A 20,415-nucleotide genomic window follows, 5' to 3' on the forward strand; every position below is an offset into this window, starting at 1 on the left:
GGGCCTTCGGTCTAGAGCTGCGGCGTACCGCCCGAGATCTGGCTGGCCGGGGCGGACGACATGGGGTCGTACGCCGGGTCCGGGACGTAGCTGGGCTGCTGGGCCACGTTCGGCGCGCCCATGTAGTCGGCCAGGGCCTCCATGCTCTTGCCCAACTGGCCTTCGATCTCGCCTTCGACGTGCTTGGTCAGGCCGTAGCGGGCCATGGCCTTGGTCGCGATGGCCAGGGCCCTGGTCCGGACCTGGCTGTTCACGGTGTTGCGGGCGATGTTGATCCCGGCCTTGGCCGTGTTGAAGGCCTTGTCCGCGTTCAGGGGAGAGAAGTGGCTCATCATGACGGACGAGGTGGCGCTGATGACCACGCCCTTGACGATGCCCTTGGTCCCCAGGCCGTCGCGGTAGGCGTTGGCTCCGCCGCGGGCCGCGCTCAGGGTGGCCGAGGTGACCCAGCCCACGCCGGGTACGAAGGACAGGCCCGTCTGCGACAGTTCACCCATCTTATCGAGTATCTCCAGAGTCTTGACGCAGGCGTCGAGCATGGCGGCCTCGTTGTTGGCGGCCGCGGAGTTCTTTTCCAGGAAGACCTGGCGGATGGTCAGCAGGTCGCGTTTGCTGATGGTCGAGCCGGTGAACGCCTCGACCAGCGTGCTCTGCTGGGAGGGCGAGGTGCTCTGGAAGATCGAGCTCAACTCGGCCGGGGTCCAGGGCTCGATGTTGTCGGCGGCCCCGCCGCCGACGTCCCCGCCGCCACCACCTCCACCGCCGCCACCATAGGCCCAGGCCAGGGCCGGAGTCAGCAGCAGACCGAGGGCGAGCGCCCAGGCCATCATTGTCCGCAGTCCTCTAAGTTCGCATACCATGTCGATCTCCTTGAAGGATAAAATGAAACGATTCCCCTATCTGCCGTCCGTTGCCATGGACTCGCCCAAGGCCCCCTCCGGGTCCGCGAGTTCCAGGGACTTCTGTTCGTGTTTCGCATGGTCCGGAACGAACTCCGGGACCATGGCCGCCAGTTCTTCGTGGCTGAAGCGGAAGAGCCGCAGCGGCGGGCTGGACCGGCCGTCGTCGTCTATGTGGGTCAGGAAAATTTCGGTGAAGGGGGAATTCCCCTTGGAGGCGAAGGCCAGCCACCGGGAGTTGGGCGACCAGGTGTGCCAGGAGTTCATCAGCCCGGTGTTGGCCTTGAGCACGTGCGCCTCGCCGCCCCCGGCCGGGACGATGGCGATCTTCGAGTCCGGCTGGAGGACCAGGCCGGTGGCGCACTGGGTGAAGGCCAACCAGCGGCCGTCGGGCGAATACTTGGGAAAGAAGTTGCTCAGGCCGTTGTCGGATGCGCCCTCTATCGGCTCGGGCACGCCGCCCCCGCCGTGGTTGAAGGGGACGGACCAGAGATCGAACTGCACGGGGTATTTGGCGTTGACCGCGCGGATGTCCTGGCCGGGGTCCTCCTTGCGCAGTTCGCCGGCCACGATGCGGGCCACCAGGGCCGTCTCCACGTCGGCCCGGGCAAAGGCCAGCCGCGTCCCATCCGGGCTGAAGGCCGGGTTGGTCTGGATGCGCCTGACGTCGTTCGCGCCGGGCAGGGGCGCGATCTTGCCGGTCCTGGCGTCGTAGATCGCGACCTGGCCCGTGGCCGGATAGAACATCTGCGAGAAATAGAGGTCGTCGAGCATGACGAAGGCAGAGGTCTCGCCCACGGTGGAGGCGGCATAGCGCCCGTCCGGGGAGAGGCTGGTGAACAGCCCCATGCTGTAGGTGGCGGGCTTGGGCGGGACGTAGTCGTTCCAGGAGACCACGTCCCGGTCGTCCACCGAGACCTGTTCGCCCACGGACACCAGGGCGTAACCGCCCTTGTCCCCCTTGTAATCCATGTCCATGCCGTAGGCGGAGCCGTCCAGGGAATAGGCGTGGCAGTTGAAGCAGATGGGCACGTCCTGCATGACGATGCGCGGCCGGCCGTAGTCCGAGAGGTCGCCGATGACGACCTGGCTGTCGTTGGGGTTCTTCTGGGCCGTGCGGAAGGGCAGCCGCTTGCGCAGGAAGGAGAGGCGCGCGGCCACGGGCTCGCCGCTCACGGCGAAGCTGGTCCGTCCGGAGGAGACCATGCGGCCGTCCGGGCCCAGGCCCGAGACGGCGGCCTCGATGGTATGCCCGCCCGCGTCCGAGCGGATGCGTTCCCACAGGGACCGTTCGGGTATCCAGCGGGGGGTGTTCAACAGCCCCTTGCACAGGGGCTGCCCGTCCACGGTCAGGGTGACGAGCCAGGCCCCGGCCGCGGGATCCCGCCAGCGGAAGATGGGGGAGGCCGCGTCCTCCGGGACGAGCGCGCCGTCGGCCGGTTCCAGGATCGTGAGGGGAGCCGGGGAATCCGCCGGGACCAGCCGCTCGATGGCTGCGGCCAGGGTCGTGCCGGGCGGCAGAGCGAGGTCGGCGGAGCGGAAGAGCGGGTAGGCGGCCGCCCCGGAGGGCGCCAGTGCGGCGAGGCAGAGCAGAAGAAGGGAGAAAATCTGTCCCGGGCGGAAGCGGTGGGGCGGCATTCTTTCTCCTGCCTGTATAAATAGTTAGAAGAATTTAGGCTAGTTTGGGCAACGATAATATACTGAGCGAATTTTGGCAAGAAATATGCGGACACACGATACCTGTTCCGGTATGCGCGGCAGGGGCGGAAACGCAGGGGGTCGGGGCGCGGAGCGGCCCGGCGAGGGGACTAGCGGATGTAGTTGGGCAGGTTGAGGAAGAGGTTGGTGGTATAGGACGTCATCTTGTCCATGATCCATGGGAAGGCCAGGAGCAGGGCCAGGAAGATGGCGATGATCTTGGGCACCATGGTCAGGGTCATCTCCTGGATTTGGGTGGCGGCCTGGATGATGGAGATGAAGATGCCCACGATCATGCCGATGCCGAGCATGGGCAGGGAGATGATCAGGGTCATCTCGATGGCCTGTCTGGCGAAACCGACGACGAATTCCGGTGTCATGTCAGGCCCTCCTTGCCGGGGCGGTTGAGGTTGCGGGGCGGCCGCAGGGCGGACCACTCCCCGGGTAACGCGGTGGGCAGGGTCACTGGAAGGTGTTTACCAGCGAGCCCACCAGCAGGTTCCAGCCGTCGATCAGGATGAACAGGAGAATCTTGAACGGCAGCGAGATCATGACCGGCGGCAGCATCATCATGCCCATGGCCAGCAGGATGGAGGCCACGACCATGTCCAGGATGAGGAACGGGATGTAGATCAGAAAGCCGATGGTGAAGCCGGTCTTCAGTTCGGAGATGGTGTAGGCGGCCACCAGCATGATGGTCGGCACCTCTTCCTTGTTCTCGGGACGCGGTTCCTTGGTGATGGAGTAGAATATGGACAGGTCCTTTTCGCGGGTGTGCTTGAACATGAACGCGCGGATGGGGACCTGGGCGCGGGTCAGCGCCTCGGTGAAATTGATGGTCTCGTTCATGTACGGCTGGAGCGCGGTCTCGTTGATGGCCTTGCCCACCGGGTACATGATGACCATGGTCATGAAGATGGCCAGGGCGGCCAGGATCTGGTTGGGCGGCATCTGCTGGGTGCCCATGGCCTGCCGGATGAAGTGGAAGACGATGATGATCCGGGTGAAGGAGGTCATGGTCAGCATGATGGCCGGGGCCAGGGACAGGACGGTCAGCAGGAAGAGGATCTCGAGCAGGGTCGAGACCTCCTGCGGGTCCGCCTGCCCGGCGGCCAGCTCCATGGTCAGCTTGGGGATGACCGGGGCCTGGGCCCAGGCCAGGGCCGGGAGCAGGACGGCGGCCAGCACCGTCAGCAGAAAGATGAGATGTTTGCGGCTAGCCACGGCCCGCGTTCCTCTTGAGCACCGAGGCGAAGGTCTTGCGTTCCGTCGGCTCCGCCTCGGGCGCGGCCTCTTCCTCGGCGAGCAGGGTGACGCTGTGCTCGGTCACGCCGAGCAGCAGGTCCTTGTCGCGGTAGCGCACCACGGCCACGGACTGGCGGTTGCCGAGCATCAACCGGTTGACCAGCTTCGGGCCGTTGGGGCCGGAGCCGGTCAGCACGCCGGGCACCCCGAATCGCTTGAGCAGCCAGTAGGCCAGAAAAATGACGCCGAGCAGCAGGAACAGGTATCCGGCTGTGGTCAGGATGGTGGTTCCCGAATTCACGGCCGGAAGCTGCATGGGGGCGGCGGTGGTGCCGACTGGAGCCGGGCTAGCCAAGTTGCTTCACCCGCTCGATGGGGCTGATGATGTCGGTCAGCCGGATGCCGAACTTCTCGTTGATGACCACGGCCTCGCCGCGCGCCACCAGCTTGCCGTTGACGTAGATCTCGAGCGGTTCTCCGGCCAGCTTGTTCAGCTCGACCACCGAGCCCTGGCCCAGTTGCAGGAGTTCGTTGATCAGCAGCTTGGTGCGGCCCAGCTCGGCCGAGACCTCCAGGGGGATGTCCAGGATGAAGTCCAGGTCCCGCTTGCCCGAGGAACTGCCGGCCTTGGCGTCCGGGCCCATGTCGGTCAGGTCGTAGTCGTGAGTCTGAGTGGACAGGAAGGCCTGTTCCTTCTCGTGCTTGACCTCTTCCTGCTCGGTCTCGGCCAGGGCGGCGGCCCATTCGTCGGCCAGGGTCTCGTCGTCGTTGCCCACGTCGGCGCTGCCCGCTTCGGAAGGATCGGTCACGTTCTCCAGATTCCCCAGCGGATCGTCGTCCGAGTCGTCGCCATCCAGCAGGGCATCGGCCCATTCCTGTGCGAGTTTATCCTGATCGTCAGCCATGTCGCTCACCTCGTTAAATTCGTTATTCGCGGTCGGGCCGTCAAAACCGGGACGGTCCGCAACGGAACTAGCAAGAAGCGTGCTACTGGATGACCATTTCCGTGATGTAGACCCGCAGCACCCCGCCGTTGCCGACAATCTGGTTCAGGCGGTCCGCGATCTCCTGCTTGAGTTCCACCTTGTCCTGCATGGTGGACAACCCTTCGTAGGTTTTGCTCGAAAGCAGCAGGATCAGGGTGTCCTTGATCTTGGGCTCGTACTTGGCCAGGGCGGCCTGGGCGTCGGCGTCCCGCACCTCCACCTCCACCCCGAGCTTCAGGTACCGGCGGCCCAGGGGGTCGGCCAGGTTGACCAGGAACGTAGGCAGGGTCACGATCAGGCCCTCCTGCTGTTCGGCGGGCTTGCCGGGATCGCCCGCGGCATCCTGCTGCGCGGCCGTGTCTTCCTTGGGGGCGGCGAAAAACATCTTGTAGCCGAACCAACCGCCCACTCCCAACGCCGCCAGCAAGACGACGATGATGATCCACTTGAGCAGGCCGCCCTTCTTCTTTTTCCCTTCTTCCTGGGTCAATTCTTCTTGAGCCATGGCAGTTACCTTTCCTGCTGGTTGTTCTTCATCCCTTATCGTCAATCGCCCCACTTTTCCAGACTAACTTTAGACTCGTCAGTAGCCGCCGATGGGCCGGGCGGTCTTGAGCAGTATCTCCACCCGCCGGTTTTTCGGTGACTCGGCCACGGGTCTGCCCAGGTCGTTGATCACCGGGAAGGCATTGCCGTAGGCGGACAGGGAGAAGCGCGAATTGGGCACGCCCTTGTCCACCAGGAAGGCCAGCACGGTCAGGGCGCGGGCTCCGGACAACTCCAGCGGGGTCTGCGTTGCGTCGGACCGGTCGGTGTAGCCGGCCACGTTGATGGGTGCGTCGGTCTGGGTCATCATCGGCACCAGGCGGCCGATGATGTACTTGCCTCTGTCGGACAGCTCCGAGCCGCCCGGCGTAAAGAGTATCTGATCGGTGAAGACCAGGGCCACACCGTCCTGTTTGGCCAGGACGTCGAGGTTGTCGTTCAGGTCGGACTTGCTGATCTCGTCGGGCAGGGTGTCGTCCGGGAAGAGCAGGTCCTTGATGCGCTGCTGCTTGTCAAGGACCTCCCACGGCTTCTCCATGAGCTCGACGATCAGGTGCTCCTTGACGTTGGCCCGGCCCGAGCCGCGCTTGTCGAGCAGGCCGAGGTCCGCCGTGGTCAGCGTGACCTTGGTCAGGATGGAGTTGTCCATTGAGGCCATGGTCAGGAGCAGGACGAAAAAAGTCAGCAGCAGGGTCATCAGGTCCGAGAACGTGACCAGCCACAGGGCCATGGGCGGACAGGGCGCTTGCTTCTTCTTGGCCATGGCCTACTGCAGCTCCTTGGGAGTGGCCACGTCGAACTCGAAGCCGTCCACGCTCATGGAGTTCTTGCGCTCGGGCGCTGCGGGCAGGGCCTCGACGATGCGGTCGCCCAGGCGGCTGGAGCGCTTGTCCAGGACGATGTCCACCCGCCGGTTGCGGGCCCGGTTCTCCGGGGTGTCCGGCGGATAGTGGGGCCGGTACTTGCCGAACGCCTCCACGCGGAGCATGTCCGGGCTCATGCCGTTGTCGAGCAGGTAGCGGTATATGGTCAGGGTCCGATTCAGGGAGAGCTTCCAGGAGAGGTCGGGGTTTTGTTCGTCGTCGCCGGGCTGGTAGTCGAGTCCGAGCTCGTCGCGCATGTCCGAGGTGTGCCCGGCCAGGAGCAGGGGGTACTTGACCTGCTGGAGCAGGGGCAGGAAGCCGTCCAGGGTGGCCCGGCCCTCGGCGCTCAGGGTGTAGCCGTCCGGGCCGAAGAGCAGGCTCGCGTTGATGGACAGGATCTGGACGAAGCGGCTGGAGGAGAAATTGATGTCCTTATCCACGGTTTCCCATTTCAGGGATTGCAGCGGCTCCAGGTCGCCGGTGTCGATGGGGCCGGGCTCCACGGTCCGCTTGGTGTCCTTCCTGCTGAAGACGTCGTAGCCCTCCTGGTTGAAGCCGAAGGTGCCGATGATCGAGCCGAGCGCGACCAACTTGCGCCGCTGGTCGATGGTCGCCATGGACACGAGCAGAATGAAGAAGGTCAGCATCAGGGTCATGCAGTCCGCGAACGTGACCATCCACAGAGGCATCTCCTCGCATACCTGCTTCAGTTTCTTCTTGGCCATGACGCGCCCCTTCGGGTCAGCGGGTTATTCGGAGACGATCCGGTCCTTGGGCGGGAGGTAGCTGTTCAGCTTCTCCTCGATGATGCGCGGGTTTTCGCCCTTGGAAATGGACAGGATGCCCTCCATGATCATTTCGCGCAGGAGGATTTCCTCCTTGCTGCGGGCCTTGAGCTTGCCCGCCATGGGCATGAGCATGAGGTTGGCGATGAGCGCGCCGTACAGGGTGGTCAGCAGGGCCACGGCCATGGCCGGGCCGATGGACGACGGATCACTCATGGTCTGGAGCATCTGCACCAGGCCGATGACCGTGCCGATCATGCCCATGGCCGGGGCCAGGGTGCCCAGCGCGGAGACCACGTCCGCGCCGGTGGCGTGGCGCTCGGCCAGATAGGAGATTTCCGTCTCCAGGATCTCCTGGATGGTCTGCGGCTCCAGGCCGTCCACGGTCAGTTGCAGGCCCTTGCGCATGTAGTCGTCGTCGATCTCCTTGATCAGCGGTTCGAGCGACAGGATGCCCTCGCGGCGGGCGCGGTTGGCGTAGTCCTTGAAACGGTCGATGATCTCGGCCGGGGAATCCAGGCTGGAGAAAAAGGTGTTCTTGATGACCCCGATGACGCCGATGATGTAGTTCATGGGGTAGTTGACCAGCCCGGCCCCGATGGTGCCGCCCACCACGATGAGCAGGGAGGGCACGGACACGAAGATGATCAGGCTGGAGCCGGTCATGATGGCCGACAGGACCAGTCCGAACGAGAGGACGATGCCGATTATGGTACCCAGATCCATGCTGTCTCCGCTTGTGTTCTCAGTCGCGCGGCGGCCGCGCCCCGAAAATCCGTGTGCCGATGCGCACCAGCGTCGCACCCTCCTGCACGGCCGGGACGAAGTCCCCGGTCATGCCCATGGACAGGTGCGGCAGGTCCATGCCCAGGCGCGTTTCCAGCCCGCCGCGCAACTCCCGCAGTCGGGCGAACACCGGCCGCGCGCGCTCGGGGTCGTCGAAAAACGGCGGCATCGTCATCAAACCGACGAGCCGCAGCCCCTCCATGCCCAGGACCGCTTCGGCCAGTCCCGGCAGCTTTTCCACCATGATTCCGGACTTTTGCGTTTCTCCCGCAATGTTCACCTGAATCAGGATGTCCTGGACCGTATCCAGGCTAACCGCCTTTTTATGCAATGCCTGGGCCAGCTTAGAGGAATCCACGCTGTGCACCAGGGCAAACTTTCCGGCCACGTACTTGGCCTTGTTGGACTGCAGGCCGCCGATGAAATGCCAGTTCACGTTCAGCCCGGCCAGCTCATCCTGCTTGGCCAAAGCCTCCTGCACGTAGTTCTCGCCGAACTCGGTCTGGCCGGTTGCGGCCAGGTCCCGGATATCCGAGGCCGGGTGCAGCTTGGACACCGCCACCAGGGTTACGTCCTCGGGCGCGCGGCCCGCCTGTTTCGCGGCCTCGGCCAGGGCCTCCCTGACTTCGGCCCTGCGCTCGGCCAATTCCTGTTGTCTCAGACTCATGCTCGTTCCGTGGGCCGGAGCCGGTTTATCCGGTCCGCACAACACGGCCCTGATGTCCCAATGGCTCTTATCGGCTCGATTTTCAATTAGTTTAATTGATTAATGATGATTTTTTGCATCCGATCAACGCGTATCGGCTTATACCATGATTTTACGCACCCTAACCACCCGAAATTTTACCGGAACTCAGGCAGGACGCAATTCTCAATATTGCCGCAAAGTTAAGTCTGGATTTTCTCTTGTATTCTTCGCCTGCCGAATGCCCGTCTGCAACGCCGCCGCGCCCATATCCGGCCACGGAACATCGTTAAACCAACGGATGACCCCGCCCCGGCATCTCTGCGCAACGGCACCCAAAAGTTTGGGAAAATGAGGGGGTGGGGGTCCGGGGAAGGTAACCGTTGACGCGGCGCATCGCGCCGCGTCAACGGTCGGGCGCGACCGCCTCTAGGCGGGGGTGACGATGGTGTGGATAGTACGGACGAGTTCGGTTTCGCCCTTGGCGGCGTAGGTTTCGTACAGGCCCATGATGGTGGCCTGGGAGTAGACGTAGTTGCGGAACTGCTTGAACGGCTTGGCCTTGAGGTCGTTTTGGGAGAGCTTGTAGTCGCGCACGGCGACCTTCTCCAGGACCGGCAGGACCCACTGGTTGGCGGGCACGGTCAGGACCCAGTCGTGGTCGCCGAGGTGGGTGACGAAGCCTTCCTGGCGGCGAGGCAGGGGCAGGGTTTTGCCGCTCTCGGCGAGCAGGCCGTACTGCACGGGGTCGACGCCCGCGATGATCGAGGCGGCGGTCAGCCAGCCCACGACCTGGGCCTCGTCCTGCTCGGTGCGCGGGTGGTTGTGGGCGCAGGCCTGGGCCACAACGACCTCGGCGGGCACCTTGCGGACGATGGACTCGGCCACGCCCAGGGGATGGTGCTCGCCGGTCCCGGCCAGGGAGCGCTCGGTGCGCGACTCGCCGTCGGCGGCCCACTGGAAGACCCACGGCTTGTGCAGGTCGTGGAGCAGTTGGGCGGCGATGACCACGTCGCGGTCGAGCATGTAGTCGTAGACCTCGCGGTAGCCGTCGTACAGGGCCAGGGACACGCGGGTGTTCAGGCCGGTGTGGGTGCACAGTCCGCCGGGGTAGGCGTGGTGGCTGCCGTAGCCGGAGCCGGGGGCGGACCAGAACGGCTGCGGCGCGGTGGTCGCCCCGGACACGGGCGGCAGGAAATCGGCTTCGGACACGTCCTTGATCAGCCCCTTGCCGGAAAGTTCGTTGTAAATGGCCTTCTTTTCGGCGCCCCCGATGGACTTGGTCACGGTGGGCGCGGGGTTGTCGAGCACGGCCAGGACCTGGGCGCGCAGGCCGGGATTGCGGATCTGCCCGGCGGCCTGGAGGATGGACTGCCAGGAGGCGGACACCGGGCCCGATGCGTCGGCCATGGCCTGGGGCGCCATGGATACGCACTGGTCGAAGGTGACCGTGGCCGGGGCGGCCTGGGCGCGCACGGGCAGGGCGGTGACTGCGGCGGCCGCGCCCGCCAGGACCCCGAATTTCAGGAAATCGCGACGGTTGAGTTGTTCGGAAGACATGTTTTTCTCCTTGAATGCAGAGTGGTTGTGTAGTCTTGCAAACATACCTTCCGCTTTCGTCGGCAGCCTGACGAACCGGTGACGGAGTGTGCCCTGCGGATGGAGAATAGGTCACATTCGGGAGCGGGGACGGGGCGGCAATCGGCTCGGGCGCGGGCCGCGACAATAGGAAAAAAGTGCTTTTCACCCATTATCTATATATAGAGGCTTGACGAGTTGCCGGAAAAGCGGGCATAGACCCCCCTCAGTCTGTCGGGAACGGGTTTTGGACGGACCAGAGCCCCGCAACCAGCAAGGCAGGCCGGATACCATCTTCAGCCTGTTGAAGAAGGCGCGAGTGCAGGAGCGCAATCGCGCGTTTTTCAACAGCCTGATAAGAGAGCCGTAACATGCCGAAAGATCTGATCATCGTCGAGTCCCCCGCCAAGGTGAAGACCATCTCCAAGTTCCTGGGAAAGGACTACATGGTCGATGCCTCGGTGGGCCACGTGCGCGACCTGCCCACCCGCGACCTGGGCGTGGACGAGGAGAACAACTTCGCCCCGCACTATGAGGTCATCCAAGGCAAAGAGGACGTGGTCAAGCGCCTCAAGGCCGCGGCCAAGAAGGCGGGTACCGTCTATCTGGCGCCCGACCCGGACCGCGAGGGAGAGGCCATCGCCTGGCACGTGGCCGAGCTGCTCAAGCCGGTCAACGACAACATCCGGCGCATCCAGTTCAACGAGATCACCTCCCGTGCGGTCAAGGACGCGCTCGAGCACGCCCAGGACCTCAACGAGAACCTGTTCGACTCCCAGCAGGCCCGGCGCATCCTGGACCGGCTGGTGGGCTACAAGATTTCCCCGATCCTGTGGAAGAACGTCAAGCGCGGCATCTCGGCCGGGCGCGTCCAGTCCGTGGCGCTCAAGATCCTGGTCGAGCGCGAAAAGGAACGCCGCGCCTTCCGGCCCGACGAGTACTGGCCGTTCAAGGTGCTCCTGGAGGGCGGGAACCCGCCGCCGTTCTGGATGGACCTGCACAAGCTCGAAGGCAAGGCGGTCAAGCCGGGGGCCAACCACGTTTCCAACGCGGACCAGGCCGAATCCCTGCAACAGCAGCTCGAAAACGGCGAATTCAAGGTCGACTCGGTGCAGGAAAAGCAGCGCAAGCGCCAGCCCCTGCCGCCGTACATCACCTCCACCCTGCAGCAGGACGCCAACCGGCGCATGGGCTACTCGGCCAAGCGGACCATGTCCATCGCCCAGCGGCTGTACGAGGGCGTGGAGCTGGGCAAGCGCGGCACCACCGCGTTGATCACCTACATGCGTACCGACTCGGTGCGCATCGCCAAAGAGGCGCAGGACGCGGCCAAGGAGCTGATCCTGGAGATGTTCGGCGCGGATTTTTATCCGTCCAAGACCCGGAATTTCAAGACCAAAGGCAGCGCACAGGACGCGCACGAAGCCATCCGGCCCGTCGATGTGACCATTACACCCGAGAGTGTGAAGAGCTTTTTGCCCGGTGAGCAGTACAAGCTCTACCGGCTCATCTGGCAGCGGTTCGTGGCCTCGCAGATGGCCGCGGCCACCTTCTGGGACACTACCGTGCTGGTCAACGCCCCGCAAACCGTGTGGCGCGCCAAGGGCGAGCGGCTGCTCTTCGCCGGTTTCCTGGCGGCCATGGACAAGGCCAAGTCCGAGGACGACGTGGAGCTGCCCAAGCTGCACGAGGGCGACGTGCTCCAGCTCAACGAGCTGAAGAAGGAACAGAAGTTCACCCAGCCGCCGCCGCGCTATTCGGAGGCCTCGCTGGTCAAGACCCTGGAGGAACTGGGCATAGGCAGGCCGTCCACCTACGCGGCCATCATCTCCACCCTGATCGACCGCGAGTACGCCAAGCTGGAGGAGAAGCGGTTCGTGCCCACCGAACTCGGGTTCACCGTGTCCGACCAGCTGTCCGAGCACTTCCAGGCCCTCATGGACGTGGGCTTCACCGCCCAGATGGAAGGATTGCTCGACGACGTGGCCGACGGCAAGAAGAACTGGGAGGAGCTGCTCAAGGACTTCGGCGGCGACTTCTACCCCACCCTGGAAAAGGCGCGCACCGAGATGGGCCGCTCCCAGCAGGTCACGGATATCGTGTGCGAGAACTGCGGCAAGCCCATGGCCGTCAAATTCGGCAAGACCGGCGAGTTCCTGGGCTGCACCGGATTCCCGGCCTGCCGGACCATCAAGAACTTCACCCGCGACGAGCACGGCAACATCCAGGTGGTGGAACGCGAAAAACCCGAGGACACCGGGGTGGTCTGCGAGAAGTGCGGCCGCCCCATGGCCATCAAGCAGTCCCGGCGCGGCGAGTTCCTGGGCTGCACCGGCTACCCGGACTGCAAGTCCATCGTCAATTTCACCCGCGACGAGAACGGCAACATCAAGGTCGTGGAGTCGGAGAAACCCGAAGTGGTCGGCACCTGCCCGGACTGCGGCGGCGAACTGCTGCTCAAGAAGGCCCGCACCGGTTCCCGGTTCATCGCCTGTTCCAACTATCCGGACTGCACCTATGCCGCGCCGTTCTCCACGGGCGTGCCCTGCCCGCGCGAGGGCTGCACCGGTGAGCTGGTCGAGAAATCCTCGCGCCGGGGCAAGATCTTCTACTCCTGCTCCGAGTATCCCAAGTGCGACTACGCGGTCTGGAACTGGCCCATCAACGAGCCGTGCCCCAAGTGCGGCCACCCCATCCTGGTGCGCAAGACCACCAAGGACAAGGGCGAGCACATCGCCTGTCCCAAAAAAGGATGCGACTATACTCGTCCGGTGGACGAGAAGGAGTAGGGCGGCTTCCGATAGCGGGCCATCTGCACATTTTTTCCAGGGGGCTTTCATCCTCACGTAGACGGCTACGCTGCGGTGAAAGCCCGCCGGCTTTGTACCTGAGGCATAAGATCTTGTACGGCTCGCAGACTCGCCAACAATTCACTTAAAAATGCATGGCTGACCCACTCTCGACAAATCCGCAGGACAGCGGATTTGGACGTTGCGGTCCTCCGCAACGCCCCGAAGGGGTGAGCCCCAGGACGGGGCGAATCAAAACCTATTCCGAGGGCGGTCTGGCGGCTGAAGAGAGAGCCGCTGTCGGTTGGCGGTGCCAACCGAATCGCTCCATAAGAGGGGCGGAATGGCTGTCGGGTGCTGCGCACCCGAGGCGCTATTTGGTGAGGGAGCTTGGCTCCCTTTTTTTGTGGGAAAAAGTTGCGGGAATTGATCCAGATCAATGTTTTTTTGGGTGGCGCTCTGTAGAAGGGAGGTGCGGATGGGGCATGACCAACCCCGCCGCAGGAGACATTCTCTACCATGGGTGGTCAGCCATTGCCGCCCGAACGTCACACCCTACATCCTCCCCAAGAAGGCCGTCCGTAACCGGGCGGCCTTCCTGGTTGCGCGGGGCTGGATTGTTTGGCGGAAACAACGTATTTGCTGCCCATGCCCGATACCCAACCCGATGCACAGGCCGTGCTGGCCGCGGCCCGCACGCTGGGCCGCCCCGTGGAACCGGACCAGGCAAAGCTGCTGGCCGTGTACCTGGATCAGCTCATCAAGTGGAACAGGAAGATGAACCTGGTGGGTCCGTCCGACTGGCGGACCGTGTTCGACCGGCTGGTGGTGGACTCCCTGTTCCTGGCCGATTTCGTCGCCGGGCTGAAGCTGCACGATCGGCCGCTCAGCCTCGACTTCGGGGCCGGTGCCGGACTGCCCGGCATCCCCCTGCGCGTGCTCTGGCAGCAGGGCGACTACTGGCTGGTGGAGGTGCGCGAGAAACGGGCCACCTTCATGAAGAGTGCGCTCGGGCGCCTCAAGCTGCCCGGCACCGGCGTCTTCCTGGGCAAGGCCGAGGACGCCCTGGACCGCCTGGCCCGATCCGGCCACGAAGACACTGCGGACCTCATTCTCAGCCGCGCCTTCATGCCCTGGCAGAAACTCCTTGATTTCATTCGCCCCATGCTTCGCAAGGCCCCCGGCCGCATCGGCACCGCCATTATCCTGGCCAACGACCCACCCCCGGCCGAGTCCGCCATCCCCGACGGCTGGCAACTCGGCGACGTCGCCTCCTACCCGGCGGCGGGCTCCGAGCGCTACTTCTGGTCGTTCAAGGTCGAGTAGGGAGGAAGAATGCCTCCGGCGGCCAGAGGGGGAACCTCTTGAAGAGGTTCCCCTCTGGACTCCCCTCCAGAACCTTTTGTGTGCCTTCGGCAAGGCGTGCGGACGCCAAAGAAACAACCCCGGCTCAAACGGACCGGGGTTTCGTTATCTGCACACTCCGCGAAGCGGCACAAAAGGTTCAGGAAGGGAGAGGGATGAGGGTCCGGGGAAGGGAGAGGGAAAGCCCTTCCAAAGGGTTTCCTCTCCCCTTCCCCCCGCCGCCGGAGGCATCTTTCGCCTTACAAAACGTCCCAGGTGGCGCCCTGCGGGGTGTCGTGGACTTCGACCTGCATGGCGGCGAGTTCGTCGCGGATGGCGTCGGACTTGTCGAAGTCCTTGTCCTTGCGCGCCTGGGCGCGGGCGTCGAGCAGTTCGGTGACCTTGGCCGGGTCGATGCCGGCGCGGGCGGCGCGGTTGTCGCGCAGCTCCAGGAGGAACTCGGCGGGCTCGCGCTCGAAGATGCCGAGGATGGAGGCCCAGTCGGCCATGTCCGCCTTGATGCGGCCAAAGAGATCTCGGCCGCCTTCGGACTTGCGCAGGTTCTTGTCTTCGGCCACGCGCCCGGCCAGGCGGATGACGGAGAAGATGTGCCCCAGGGCGCCCGCGGTGTTCAGATCGTCGGCCATGGCCTCGGCAAAGTGCTTTTCGAGTTCGTCGAGTTCCCGGGTCAGTTCTTCGGGGAACGGAGATTTCTTCCACTTGGCCTTGTCCAGTTCCACGTCGATCTGGTTCAGGGCGGAGTAGATTCGTTTGACGCCCTTCTCGGCTTCTTCGAGGGCGTCGAAGGAGAAGTCAAGCGGGCTTCTGTAGTGCATGGTCAGCAGGAAGTAGCGCAGGGTCTCGGGCAGGAACTTGTCCAGGATGTCGCGGATGGTAAAGAAGTTGCCGAGCGATTTGGACATCTTTTCGGAGTTGATCTGCACGAACCCGTTGTGCACCCAGTAGTTGGCGAACGGCTTGCCCGTGGCGGCTTCGGATTGCGCCACCTCGTTCTCGTGGTGCGGGAAGGACAGGTCCTGGCCGCCGCCGTGGATGTCCAGCGGCAGGGGGGAGTACTTCTCGCTCATGGCCGAGCACTCCAGGTGCCAGCCGGGGCGGCCTTGGCCCCACGGGGATTCCCAGAACGGCTCGCCGGGCTTGGCTGCCTTCCACAGGGCGAAGTCGAGCGGGTCCTGCTTCTCCTCGCCCGGGGCGATGCGCGCGCCGGATTCGAGCTCGTCGATGTTGCGGCCGGACAACTTGCCGTAGCCGTCAAAGGATCGGACCTTGAAATACACGTCGCCGGACGGGGTGGCGTAGGCGTGGCCCTTGTCGATGAGTCGCTGGGTCAGGTCGATCATCTCGGGGATGTGCTCCGTGCACTTGGGCTCCACCGTGGGCCGCTCGATGTTCAGGCGGTCCATGTCCACGTAGAACTCGCCGATGAACTTTTCGGCGATCTCGCTGGCCTCCTTGCCCACCTCGGCCGCGCGCTTGATGATCTTGTCGTCGATGTCCGTGAAGTTGCGGATGAAGTTGACCTTGTACCCCTCATGCTTGAGGTAGCGATAAAGCACGTCGAAGACCACGCTGGAGCGGGCGTGGCCGATGTGGCAGAGGTCGTAGGCCGTGATGCCGCAGACGTACATGTTCACGTCGTTGTCGTTGGCCGGGGTGAATGCTTCCTTGTGCCTTTTGAGGGTGTTGTAGAGTCTCATTGGATTACTCCATTTTTATTACATTGAAATAATTATGCTTTAATTAAATGCCATTCGTCGGGACGGTGTCCACGTGGATGTTCAGGAGGTCCAGGTTCTCGAACAGGTCGCGGCCCATGAAGAAGTAGAGCACGGGCACGGACTCCGCCGGGTTGGCGGACACGGTCAGGGAGCCGGGGTCGCTCAGGAACGTCTTCAGGCCGAGCATGGCGGCGCGGGCCGGTTCGTTGGCCTGGGTCTCGGCATAGGCGGCCAGGCCGTCCAGCTCCGCGCTGATCCGGTCCAGGGTGACGGATTCGGACACGCCCGTCTTCCGAGCCCAGTCCTCGCCGACCAGCCGCATGAACTCGCGGTTGTCGAAGGTCAGGACCGCTTTGCGGATGCCCAGGGCGAAGCTTTGTTCCGGGCTGAACCCGGTCAGGTTCAGGTTGTCCAGGGAGCCGGTCAGCTTGATCGAGCCGAGCTTGGGGTCGTCCAGGGAGAGGTCCTTGAGCTCCAGGATCTTGGTCTCCGGGTCGTAGGCGTAGTCCAGGGTGCCGTCGCCGAACAAGGTCTCGATGCCGAGCCCCTTGATGTACCCGGCCCACTCGCCGAAATTTTGCGGGGTCACCGGTATGCTCAACCCCTTGGCGGAAATGGCCGCGTAGTGGGGTATGGGGTTGTCCCGGTCGAATGCGGCGATGGACACCGAATCGGCCTGGACGTGCTGGCCCGAGGGGAACAGGGCGTCCACCCCCTTGAGGGTCACGGTGTGGGCGATGATGTCCACGGACAGGTCGGCGTAGGACAGGGCCAGCCCCGGCGTGTCGGCCACGGCGCGGGTCAGTTCCTTGTCCACCTCGGTGTTGACGTACCATTTCAGGCCGAAAAAGCAGAGCGCGGCGAAGATGACGAAGGAGAGCAGGAATTTCTTCAGGCCGGACACGTCACATCTCCCTCAGGCCGGTGACGCAGGCCACGGCCTTGATGCCTTTCTTTTCGCCGGTGAAGCCGAGCTTTTCCTCGGTGGTGGCCTTGAAGTTGACCTGATGCGCTTCCAGGCCGAGCAGCCGGGACACGTTCCTGGCGATCTGCGCGGCGTGGGGGGCCAGGCGCGGCACCTGGGCGATGACGGTCAGGTCCGCGTGGACGATGCGGGTCTCGGCCCGCTCGGCCATGGACAGGACCTCGCGCACGAGCATGCCGCTGTCCGCGTTGTCGAAATTCGGGTCCGTGTCCGGAAAATGGGTGCCGATGTCCCCGCCGCCGAAGGTGCCGAGGATGGCGTCGGCCAGGGCGTGCAGGAGCACGTCGCCGTCCGAGTGGGCCACGGTGGACGGGCCGCCGGGGATGGGCACGCCGCCCAGGACCAGGGGCCGGTCGTGCTCGCCGCCGAAGCGGTGCACGTCGTAACCCCAGCCCGTGCACGGCACGGTGGTGCGGGCCTCCCGGAGACGCTTCAGGTCTTCGGGCAGGGTGATCTTGACGTTGGCCGCCTCGCCGGGAACGATCGCGACCTCGGCCAGCCGCTCGACCATGGAGGCGTCGTCCGTGACCTCCCAGCCCTCGGCCAGGGCGCGGTCGTGGGCCTCGCGCAACAGCGCGGTCTCAAACCCCTGCGGAGTCTGCACGGCCGCAAGTTCGGCACGGTTCAGGGTCTCGGCGACCGTGTTGCCGGATACCCGCTTGACCGTGTCGGTCACGGGCACGGCCGGGATCACGCCGCGTGCGCCGGAATCGAGCGCGCCGAGGAGGTCGCGGACCAGTCGGGCCGAGAAAAAGGGCCGGGCCGAGTCGTGGATCAGGACGCGGCCGCACGACCTGGGCAGGCCGGTCAGGCCGTTGCGCACCGAGTCCTGTCGGCGCTCGCCGCCTGCGACCACGGTCCACTGCACGCCGAGATCCTCGGTCTTGAAGAACTGGCGCAGCTTCTTGTCCATGGTCGGGGCGTCCTCGGGCGGGAAGACGAAGACCAGGCCGCGCACGTCGGCCACGCGGGAAAAGGTCCGGGCGCAGTGCCAGAACAGCGGCGCGGATTTGTACTCAAGGTACTGCTTGCGCTCGCCGCCCGTGGCCTCGGCCAGCCGGGTCCCGGAGCCTGCGGCCAGGATGATGGCCCAAATGTCGTTCATGGTGCGGTCCATGCGGTTGCCTGTCGAAATTGGGCGCACGGGGGAGGGGCTGCCTCCCCCGCGCGGTGTACACAAGTCGGAGCCGGTCATAAGCCGGGTCTTGTTCCCCTCGCGGGGCGGTCATCATTCATCTAGGCCGCCCGTTACCGGACGGCTCGAGCAACCAACCCGACAGCTTCGGCCGGGCCGGCCTCAAACGCTGTCCTATTCGGTCTTGCTCCGGACGGAGTTCACCTGGCCTGCCGCGTCGCCGCGACAGCCGGTGGGCTCTTACCCCACCGTTTCACCCTTACCGCCGGGTTGCCCCGGTGGCGGTCTGCTTTCTGTTGCACGTGACGGGGATCGCTCCCCCTGGGCGTTACCCAGCGTCCTGCCCTGCGGAGCCCGGACTTTCCTCCCCGGCCAATGGCCGCGGCGATGACCTGCCCGACTCCGGACTTGTGATGCTATTCCTCTTCGGCGCCTTGCGGCTGCACAAAGGCCTGCCAGTAAATCAGCCGCTGGCAGTTGGGGCAGCTCAGGATCTGCTGGCCCTTCTGCAGGTCGTTGTACGACTGCGGCGGGATCATGATGTTGCAGCCCGAGCACACGCCTTCGGAGACCGGCACGATGACCGGGTGCTCCATGCGCTCGCGGATGAACTCGTAGCGGCCCAGGATCGGCGGCGGAACGGCCTTGCAAGCCTTCTTGCGCTTGCGGTTCAGGGCTTCGAGCTTCTTGTTGGCCTTGTCCAACCGCTCGTCCAGAGTGGTCTTGAGCGCATCGAACTGCTCCTTTACGCCGCCCATTTCCTCGTCCAGGGCCTGGGTGGCTTCGTCCTGGCGGACCAGCTCCTCGCGCACGGCCGCCTGCTCGTCGTCGCGCATGCGGTTGAGCTTCTCCAGGGAATCCATCTCGCGCATCATGGCGTGGTATTCCTTGGTGTTGCCGACGAGCATCAGCTTGTTCTTGGACTTCTTGATCTTGCCGGCGTCTTCTTCGATCTCCACGGACAGCTTTTTCTTCTGTTCGTTGAGGATGCTCATCTTTTCGTCGATCTGACCGCGGCGTTCCTCGAACTCGCCGAGCTGGTTCTCGAGGTCGGCCAGTTCCTGGGGCGCCTGCTCGATCTCCTGGGTCAGCTCAAGGATTTCGTCGTCCACTTCCTGCAGGACGATCAACTGTTCAATCTGTTTCTGATACATGGGTTAACCTCACTATCTATTTGAAATCAAAAAAAGTGTATCCGCTACTTGCTGTATACCGAAAAGGGGTCCTCGCCCGGGAAGAAACGGACCTCCGCGCGGGGCAGGGCCTCGCCCAGTTCCAGGGCGAAGCGGCGCATCATTTCCTCTTCCAGGGAGAAGTGGCCCACGTCCACCACGCAGACCGGGGTCTCCACGGCCGGGTGGTACTTCATGTCCCCGGTGACGAACACGTCCGCCCCGGCGCGCGCCGCCCGTTCGATCAGGGACGTGCCCGAGCCGCCGCAATAGGCCACGGTGCGCACGGTCCCGGGCCTGGGCCCGGCGACCGTCAGGACGTCGCGTTCGACCAGCCCGGCCAGCCGGTCCAGGAACGCGTCAAAAGGCATCGCCTCGGGCAGCTCGCCCGCCTCGCCGAAGCCGACCTCGCTCACCGGCGCGGTCAGGGAGCGCAGGTAGAACAGGGGGCGTCGGCCCAGGGAAAATTCGATCTTGTCCGCCAGTCCGGGCCACTTGGGCTCGTCGCAGACCACCCGGATCTCGCCCGTGCGGCTCTGGGCCACCGAGTGTACTCCGTCGTGGTCGGCCCAGATGTCGGCCGCCTCGCGGGAGATCTGCTCCTCGCTATAGAACGACGCCTCCACCGGGGCGCGGCCGTGCTCCACTTCGAGCAGCCGCCTGCCGGTCAGCCCCAGCGCCTCGCCCAGCCAGAAGGCCGGACCGTCCGGCCGGGTGTCCAGGGAGGTGTGGGCCGCGTACAGCCAGCTCCCCGTGGGGATCACCGACCGGAGCACGTCCAGGTACATCCCTTCCGCGCTTGGGGCCTTGGGCTTCATGTACAGCGGGTGATGCGTGATCACCGCGCCCGCGCCCCACTCGATGCAACGGGAGACCGCGGCCGGGGTCGGCTCCAGGGTCACGGCCACCTTGTCCACATCGGCCACCGAGCCCGCCACCTGCACGCCGGAATTGTCCCAGGAACTCTGGTTTTCCTCCGGGGCGAGGTTTCTAAAAATAGCTAAAATCTCTTGAATTTTCATATGGTTACGACCATCTCCCATAATGAGGATGCTCCCGTAGGGTTTCCCCCTCGGGAGCATCTCTTGTCCTCTTCGATCACCCGGCCAACGGCCTTATCGGGGGATTTCAGGAAATATGCGTTCTTCTGCTTTCGGGTCTTCGTCAATCACGTCTCCCG

The 20,415-nt window shown here is 64.4% G+C and carries 19 protein-coding genes and 1 other RNA gene; 2 read left to right on the forward strand and 18 right to left on the reverse strand.

The window, feature by feature from the left end:
• Positions 1-11: 11 nt before the first annotated feature.
• The 12 genes from V8V93_RS04965 to V8V93_RS05020 all read right to left on the reverse strand — a co-directional run bounded on the left by V8V93_RS04965 (position 12) and on the right by V8V93_RS05020 (position 10,053).
• The gene (locus V8V93_RS04965) at positions 12-860 is read right to left on the reverse strand and encodes a hypothetical protein (RefSeq protein ID WP_338669258.1); all 849 of its coding nucleotides are present in this window, start codon (positions 858-860) and stop codon (positions 12-14) included.
• A gap of 36 nt (positions 861-896) precedes the next feature.
• On the reverse strand, positions 897-2,537 hold the full coding sequence (locus tag V8V93_RS04970) for a TolB family protein (protein WP_338669259.1): 1,641 nt from the start codon (positions 2,535-2,537) through the stop codon (positions 897-899).
• Between the two features lie 170 nt (positions 2,538-2,707).
• Positions 2,708-2,977, reverse strand: a complete 270-nt coding sequence (gene fliQ, locus V8V93_RS04975) for a flagellar biosynthesis protein FliQ (RefSeq protein ID WP_338669260.1) — start codon at positions 2,975-2,977, stop codon at positions 2,708-2,710.
• Between the two features lie 82 nt (positions 2,978-3,059).
• Positions 3,060-3,719 (reverse strand): flagellar type III secretion system pore protein FliP, encoded by a 660-nt coding sequence (fliP, locus tag V8V93_RS04980; RefSeq protein WP_338670163.1) that lies wholly within the window; start codon positions 3,717-3,719, stop codon positions 3,060-3,062.
• Positions 3,720-3,813: 94 nt separating this feature from the next.
• Positions 3,814-4,197, reverse strand: a complete 384-nt coding sequence (fliO, locus tag V8V93_RS04985) for a flagellar biosynthetic protein FliO (RefSeq protein WP_338669261.1) — start codon at positions 4,195-4,197, stop codon at positions 3,814-3,816.
• The gene (fliN, locus tag V8V93_RS04990; RefSeq protein WP_338669262.1) at positions 4,190-4,747 is read right to left on the reverse strand and encodes a flagellar motor switch protein FliN; all 558 of its coding nucleotides are present in this window, start codon (positions 4,745-4,747) and stop codon (positions 4,190-4,192) included. The genes fliO and fliN overlap by 8 nt, the downstream gene beginning before the upstream one ends.
• An 82-nt stretch (positions 4,748-4,829) precedes the next feature.
• Positions 4,830-5,333, reverse strand: coding sequence for a flagellar basal body-associated FliL family protein (locus V8V93_RS04995; RefSeq protein WP_338669263.1), 504 nt, complete (start codon positions 5,331-5,333; stop codon positions 4,830-4,832).
• 78 nt (positions 5,334-5,411) lie between these two features.
• Positions 5,412-6,137: an OmpA/MotB family protein gene (locus tag V8V93_RS05000; protein ID WP_338669264.1), complete on the reverse strand. Its 726-nt coding sequence runs from the start codon at positions 6,135-6,137 to the stop codon at positions 5,412-5,414.
• Positions 6,138-6,140: 3 nt separating this feature from the next.
• Positions 6,141-6,962, reverse strand: coding sequence for an OmpA/MotB family protein (locus V8V93_RS05005; protein WP_338669265.1), 822 nt, complete (start codon positions 6,960-6,962; stop codon positions 6,141-6,143).
• A gap of 24 nt (positions 6,963-6,986) precedes the next feature.
• Positions 6,987-7,748 (reverse strand): motility protein A, encoded by a 762-nt coding sequence (locus V8V93_RS05010; protein ID WP_338669266.1) that lies wholly within the window; start codon positions 7,746-7,748, stop codon positions 6,987-6,989.
• Between the two features lie 19 nt (positions 7,749-7,767).
• Positions 7,768-8,475: a YggS family pyridoxal phosphate-dependent enzyme gene (locus tag V8V93_RS05015; protein ID WP_338669267.1), complete on the reverse strand. Its 708-nt coding sequence runs from the start codon at positions 8,473-8,475 to the stop codon at positions 7,768-7,770.
• 447 nt (positions 8,476-8,922) lie between these two features.
• Entirely contained in the window at positions 8,923-10,053 is a 1,131-nt protein-coding gene (locus V8V93_RS05020; RefSeq protein WP_338669268.1) for a twin-arginine translocation signal domain-containing protein, read from the reverse strand.
• 389 nt (positions 10,054-10,442) lie between these two features.
• Between V8V93_RS05020 and topA the strand changes: the two genes are divergently transcribed.
• Both topA and V8V93_RS05030 read left to right on the forward strand, forming a co-directional pair.
• Positions 10,443-12,860 carry a type I DNA topoisomerase gene (gene topA / locus V8V93_RS05025; protein ID WP_338669269.1) on the forward strand — a complete coding sequence of 806 codons (2,418 nt, stop codon included), beginning with the start codon at positions 10,443-10,445 and terminating at the stop codon, positions 12,858-12,860.
• A 648-nt stretch (positions 12,861-13,508) separates the two neighbouring features.
• On the forward strand, positions 13,509-14,186 hold the full coding sequence (locus tag V8V93_RS05030; protein WP_338669270.1) for a 16S rRNA (guanine(527)-N(7))-methyltransferase RsmG: 678 nt from the start codon (positions 13,509-13,511) through the stop codon (positions 14,184-14,186).
• A 278-nt stretch (positions 14,187-14,464) separates the two neighbouring features.
• Here V8V93_RS05030 and cysS read toward each other — a convergent pair whose 3' ends face one another.
• The 6 genes from cysS to V8V93_RS05060 all read right to left on the reverse strand — a co-directional run bounded on the left by cysS (position 14,465) and on the right by V8V93_RS05060 (position 20,257).
• Positions 14,465-15,922 carry a cysteine--tRNA ligase gene (gene cysS, locus V8V93_RS05035; protein ID WP_338669271.1) on the reverse strand — a complete coding sequence of 486 codons (1,458 nt, stop codon included), beginning with the start codon at positions 15,920-15,922 and terminating at the stop codon, positions 14,465-14,467.
• A gap of 43 nt (positions 15,923-15,965) precedes the next feature.
• Positions 15,966-16,847: a hypothetical protein gene (locus tag V8V93_RS05040; protein ID WP_338669272.1), complete on the reverse strand. Its 882-nt coding sequence runs from the start codon at positions 16,845-16,847 to the stop codon at positions 15,966-15,968.
• A gap of 1 nt (position 16,848) precedes the next feature.
• Positions 16,849-18,033: a 2-C-methyl-D-erythritol 4-phosphate cytidylyltransferase gene (gene ispD / locus V8V93_RS05045; protein WP_338669273.1), complete on the reverse strand. Its 1,185-nt coding sequence runs from the start codon at positions 18,031-18,033 to the stop codon at positions 16,849-16,851.
• A 74-nt stretch (positions 18,034-18,107) separates the two neighbouring features.
• Positions 18,108-18,467: RNase P RNA component class A (gene rnpB, locus V8V93_RS05050), an RNA gene on the reverse strand.
• A gap of 12 nt (positions 18,468-18,479) precedes the next feature.
• Positions 18,480-19,217 carry a zinc ribbon domain-containing protein gene (locus V8V93_RS05055; RefSeq protein ID WP_338669274.1) on the reverse strand — a complete coding sequence of 246 codons (738 nt, stop codon included), beginning with the start codon at positions 19,215-19,217 and terminating at the stop codon, positions 18,480-18,482.
• A gap of 44 nt (positions 19,218-19,261) precedes the next feature.
• Complete coding sequence (locus V8V93_RS05060) at positions 19,262-20,257, reverse strand: Nif3-like dinuclear metal center hexameric protein (protein ID WP_338669275.1); 996 nt, start codon at positions 20,255-20,257, stop codon at positions 19,262-19,264.
• Positions 20,258-20,415 lie beyond the last annotated feature (158 nt).

Source organism: Pseudodesulfovibrio sp. 5S69 (assembly GCF_037094465.1).
In the GTDB taxonomy this organism is placed as follows: Bacteria; Desulfobacterota; Desulfovibrionia; order Desulfovibrionales; family Desulfovibrionaceae; genus Pseudodesulfovibrio; species Pseudodesulfovibrio methanolicus.

Excerpts from the sequence above, each read along its gene's own strand:
- V8V93_RS04965 (WP_338669258.1), bottom strand. The coding sequence starts at position 860 with ATGGTATGCGAACTTAGAGGACTGCGGACAATGATGGCCTGGGCGCTC.
- V8V93_RS04970 (WP_338669259.1), bottom strand. The coding sequence starts at position 2,537 with ATGCCGCCCCACCGCTTCCGCCCGGGACAGATTTTCTCCCTTCTTCTG.
- fliQ (WP_338669260.1), bottom strand. The coding sequence starts at position 2,977 with ATGACACCGGAATTCGTCGTCGGTTTCGCCAGACAGGCCATCGAGATG.
- fliP (WP_338670163.1), bottom strand. The coding sequence starts at position 3,719 with ATGGAGCTGGCCGCCGGGCAGGCGGACCCGCAGGAGGTCTCGACCCTG.
- fliN (WP_338669262.1), bottom strand. The coding sequence starts at position 4,747 with ATGGCTGACGATCAGGATAAACTCGCACAGGAATGGGCCGATGCCCTG.
- V8V93_RS04995 (WP_338669263.1), bottom strand. The coding sequence starts at position 5,333 with ATGGCTCAAGAAGAATTGACCCAGGAAGAAGGGAAAAAGAAGAAGGGC.
- V8V93_RS05000 (WP_338669264.1), bottom strand. The coding sequence starts at position 6,137 with ATGGCCAAGAAGAAGCAAGCGCCCTGTCCGCCCATGGCCCTGTGGCTG.
- V8V93_RS05005 (WP_338669265.1), bottom strand. The coding sequence starts at position 6,962 with ATGGCCAAGAAGAAACTGAAGCAGGTATGCGAGGAGATGCCTCTGTGG.
- V8V93_RS05010 (WP_338669266.1), bottom strand. The coding sequence starts at position 7,748 with ATGGATCTGGGTACCATAATCGGCATCGTCCTCTCGTTCGGACTGGTC.
- V8V93_RS05015 (WP_338669267.1), bottom strand. The coding sequence starts at position 8,475 with ATGAGTCTGAGACAACAGGAATTGGCCGAGCGCAGGGCCGAAGTCAGG.
- V8V93_RS05020 (WP_338669268.1), bottom strand. The coding sequence starts at position 10,053 with ATGTCTTCCGAACAACTCAACCGTCGCGATTTCCTGAAATTCGGGGTC.
- topA (WP_338669269.1), top strand. The coding sequence starts at position 10,443 with ATGCCGAAAGATCTGATCATCGTCGAGTCCCCCGCCAAGGTGAAGACC.
- V8V93_RS05030 (WP_338669270.1), top strand. The coding sequence starts at position 13,509 with ATGCCCGATACCCAACCCGATGCACAGGCCGTGCTGGCCGCGGCCCGC.
- cysS (WP_338669271.1), bottom strand. The coding sequence starts at position 15,922 with ATGAGACTCTACAACACCCTCAAAAGGCACAAGGAAGCATTCACCCCG.
- ispD (WP_338669273.1), bottom strand. The coding sequence starts at position 18,033 with ATGAACGACATTTGGGCCATCATCCTGGCCGCAGGCTCCGGGACCCGG.
- V8V93_RS05055 (WP_338669274.1), bottom strand. The coding sequence starts at position 19,217 with ATGTATCAGAAACAGATTGAACAGTTGATCGTCCTGCAGGAAGTGGAC.
- V8V93_RS05060 (WP_338669275.1), bottom strand. The coding sequence starts at position 20,257 with ATGAAAATTCAAGAGATTTTAGCTATTTTTAGAAACCTCGCCCCGGAG.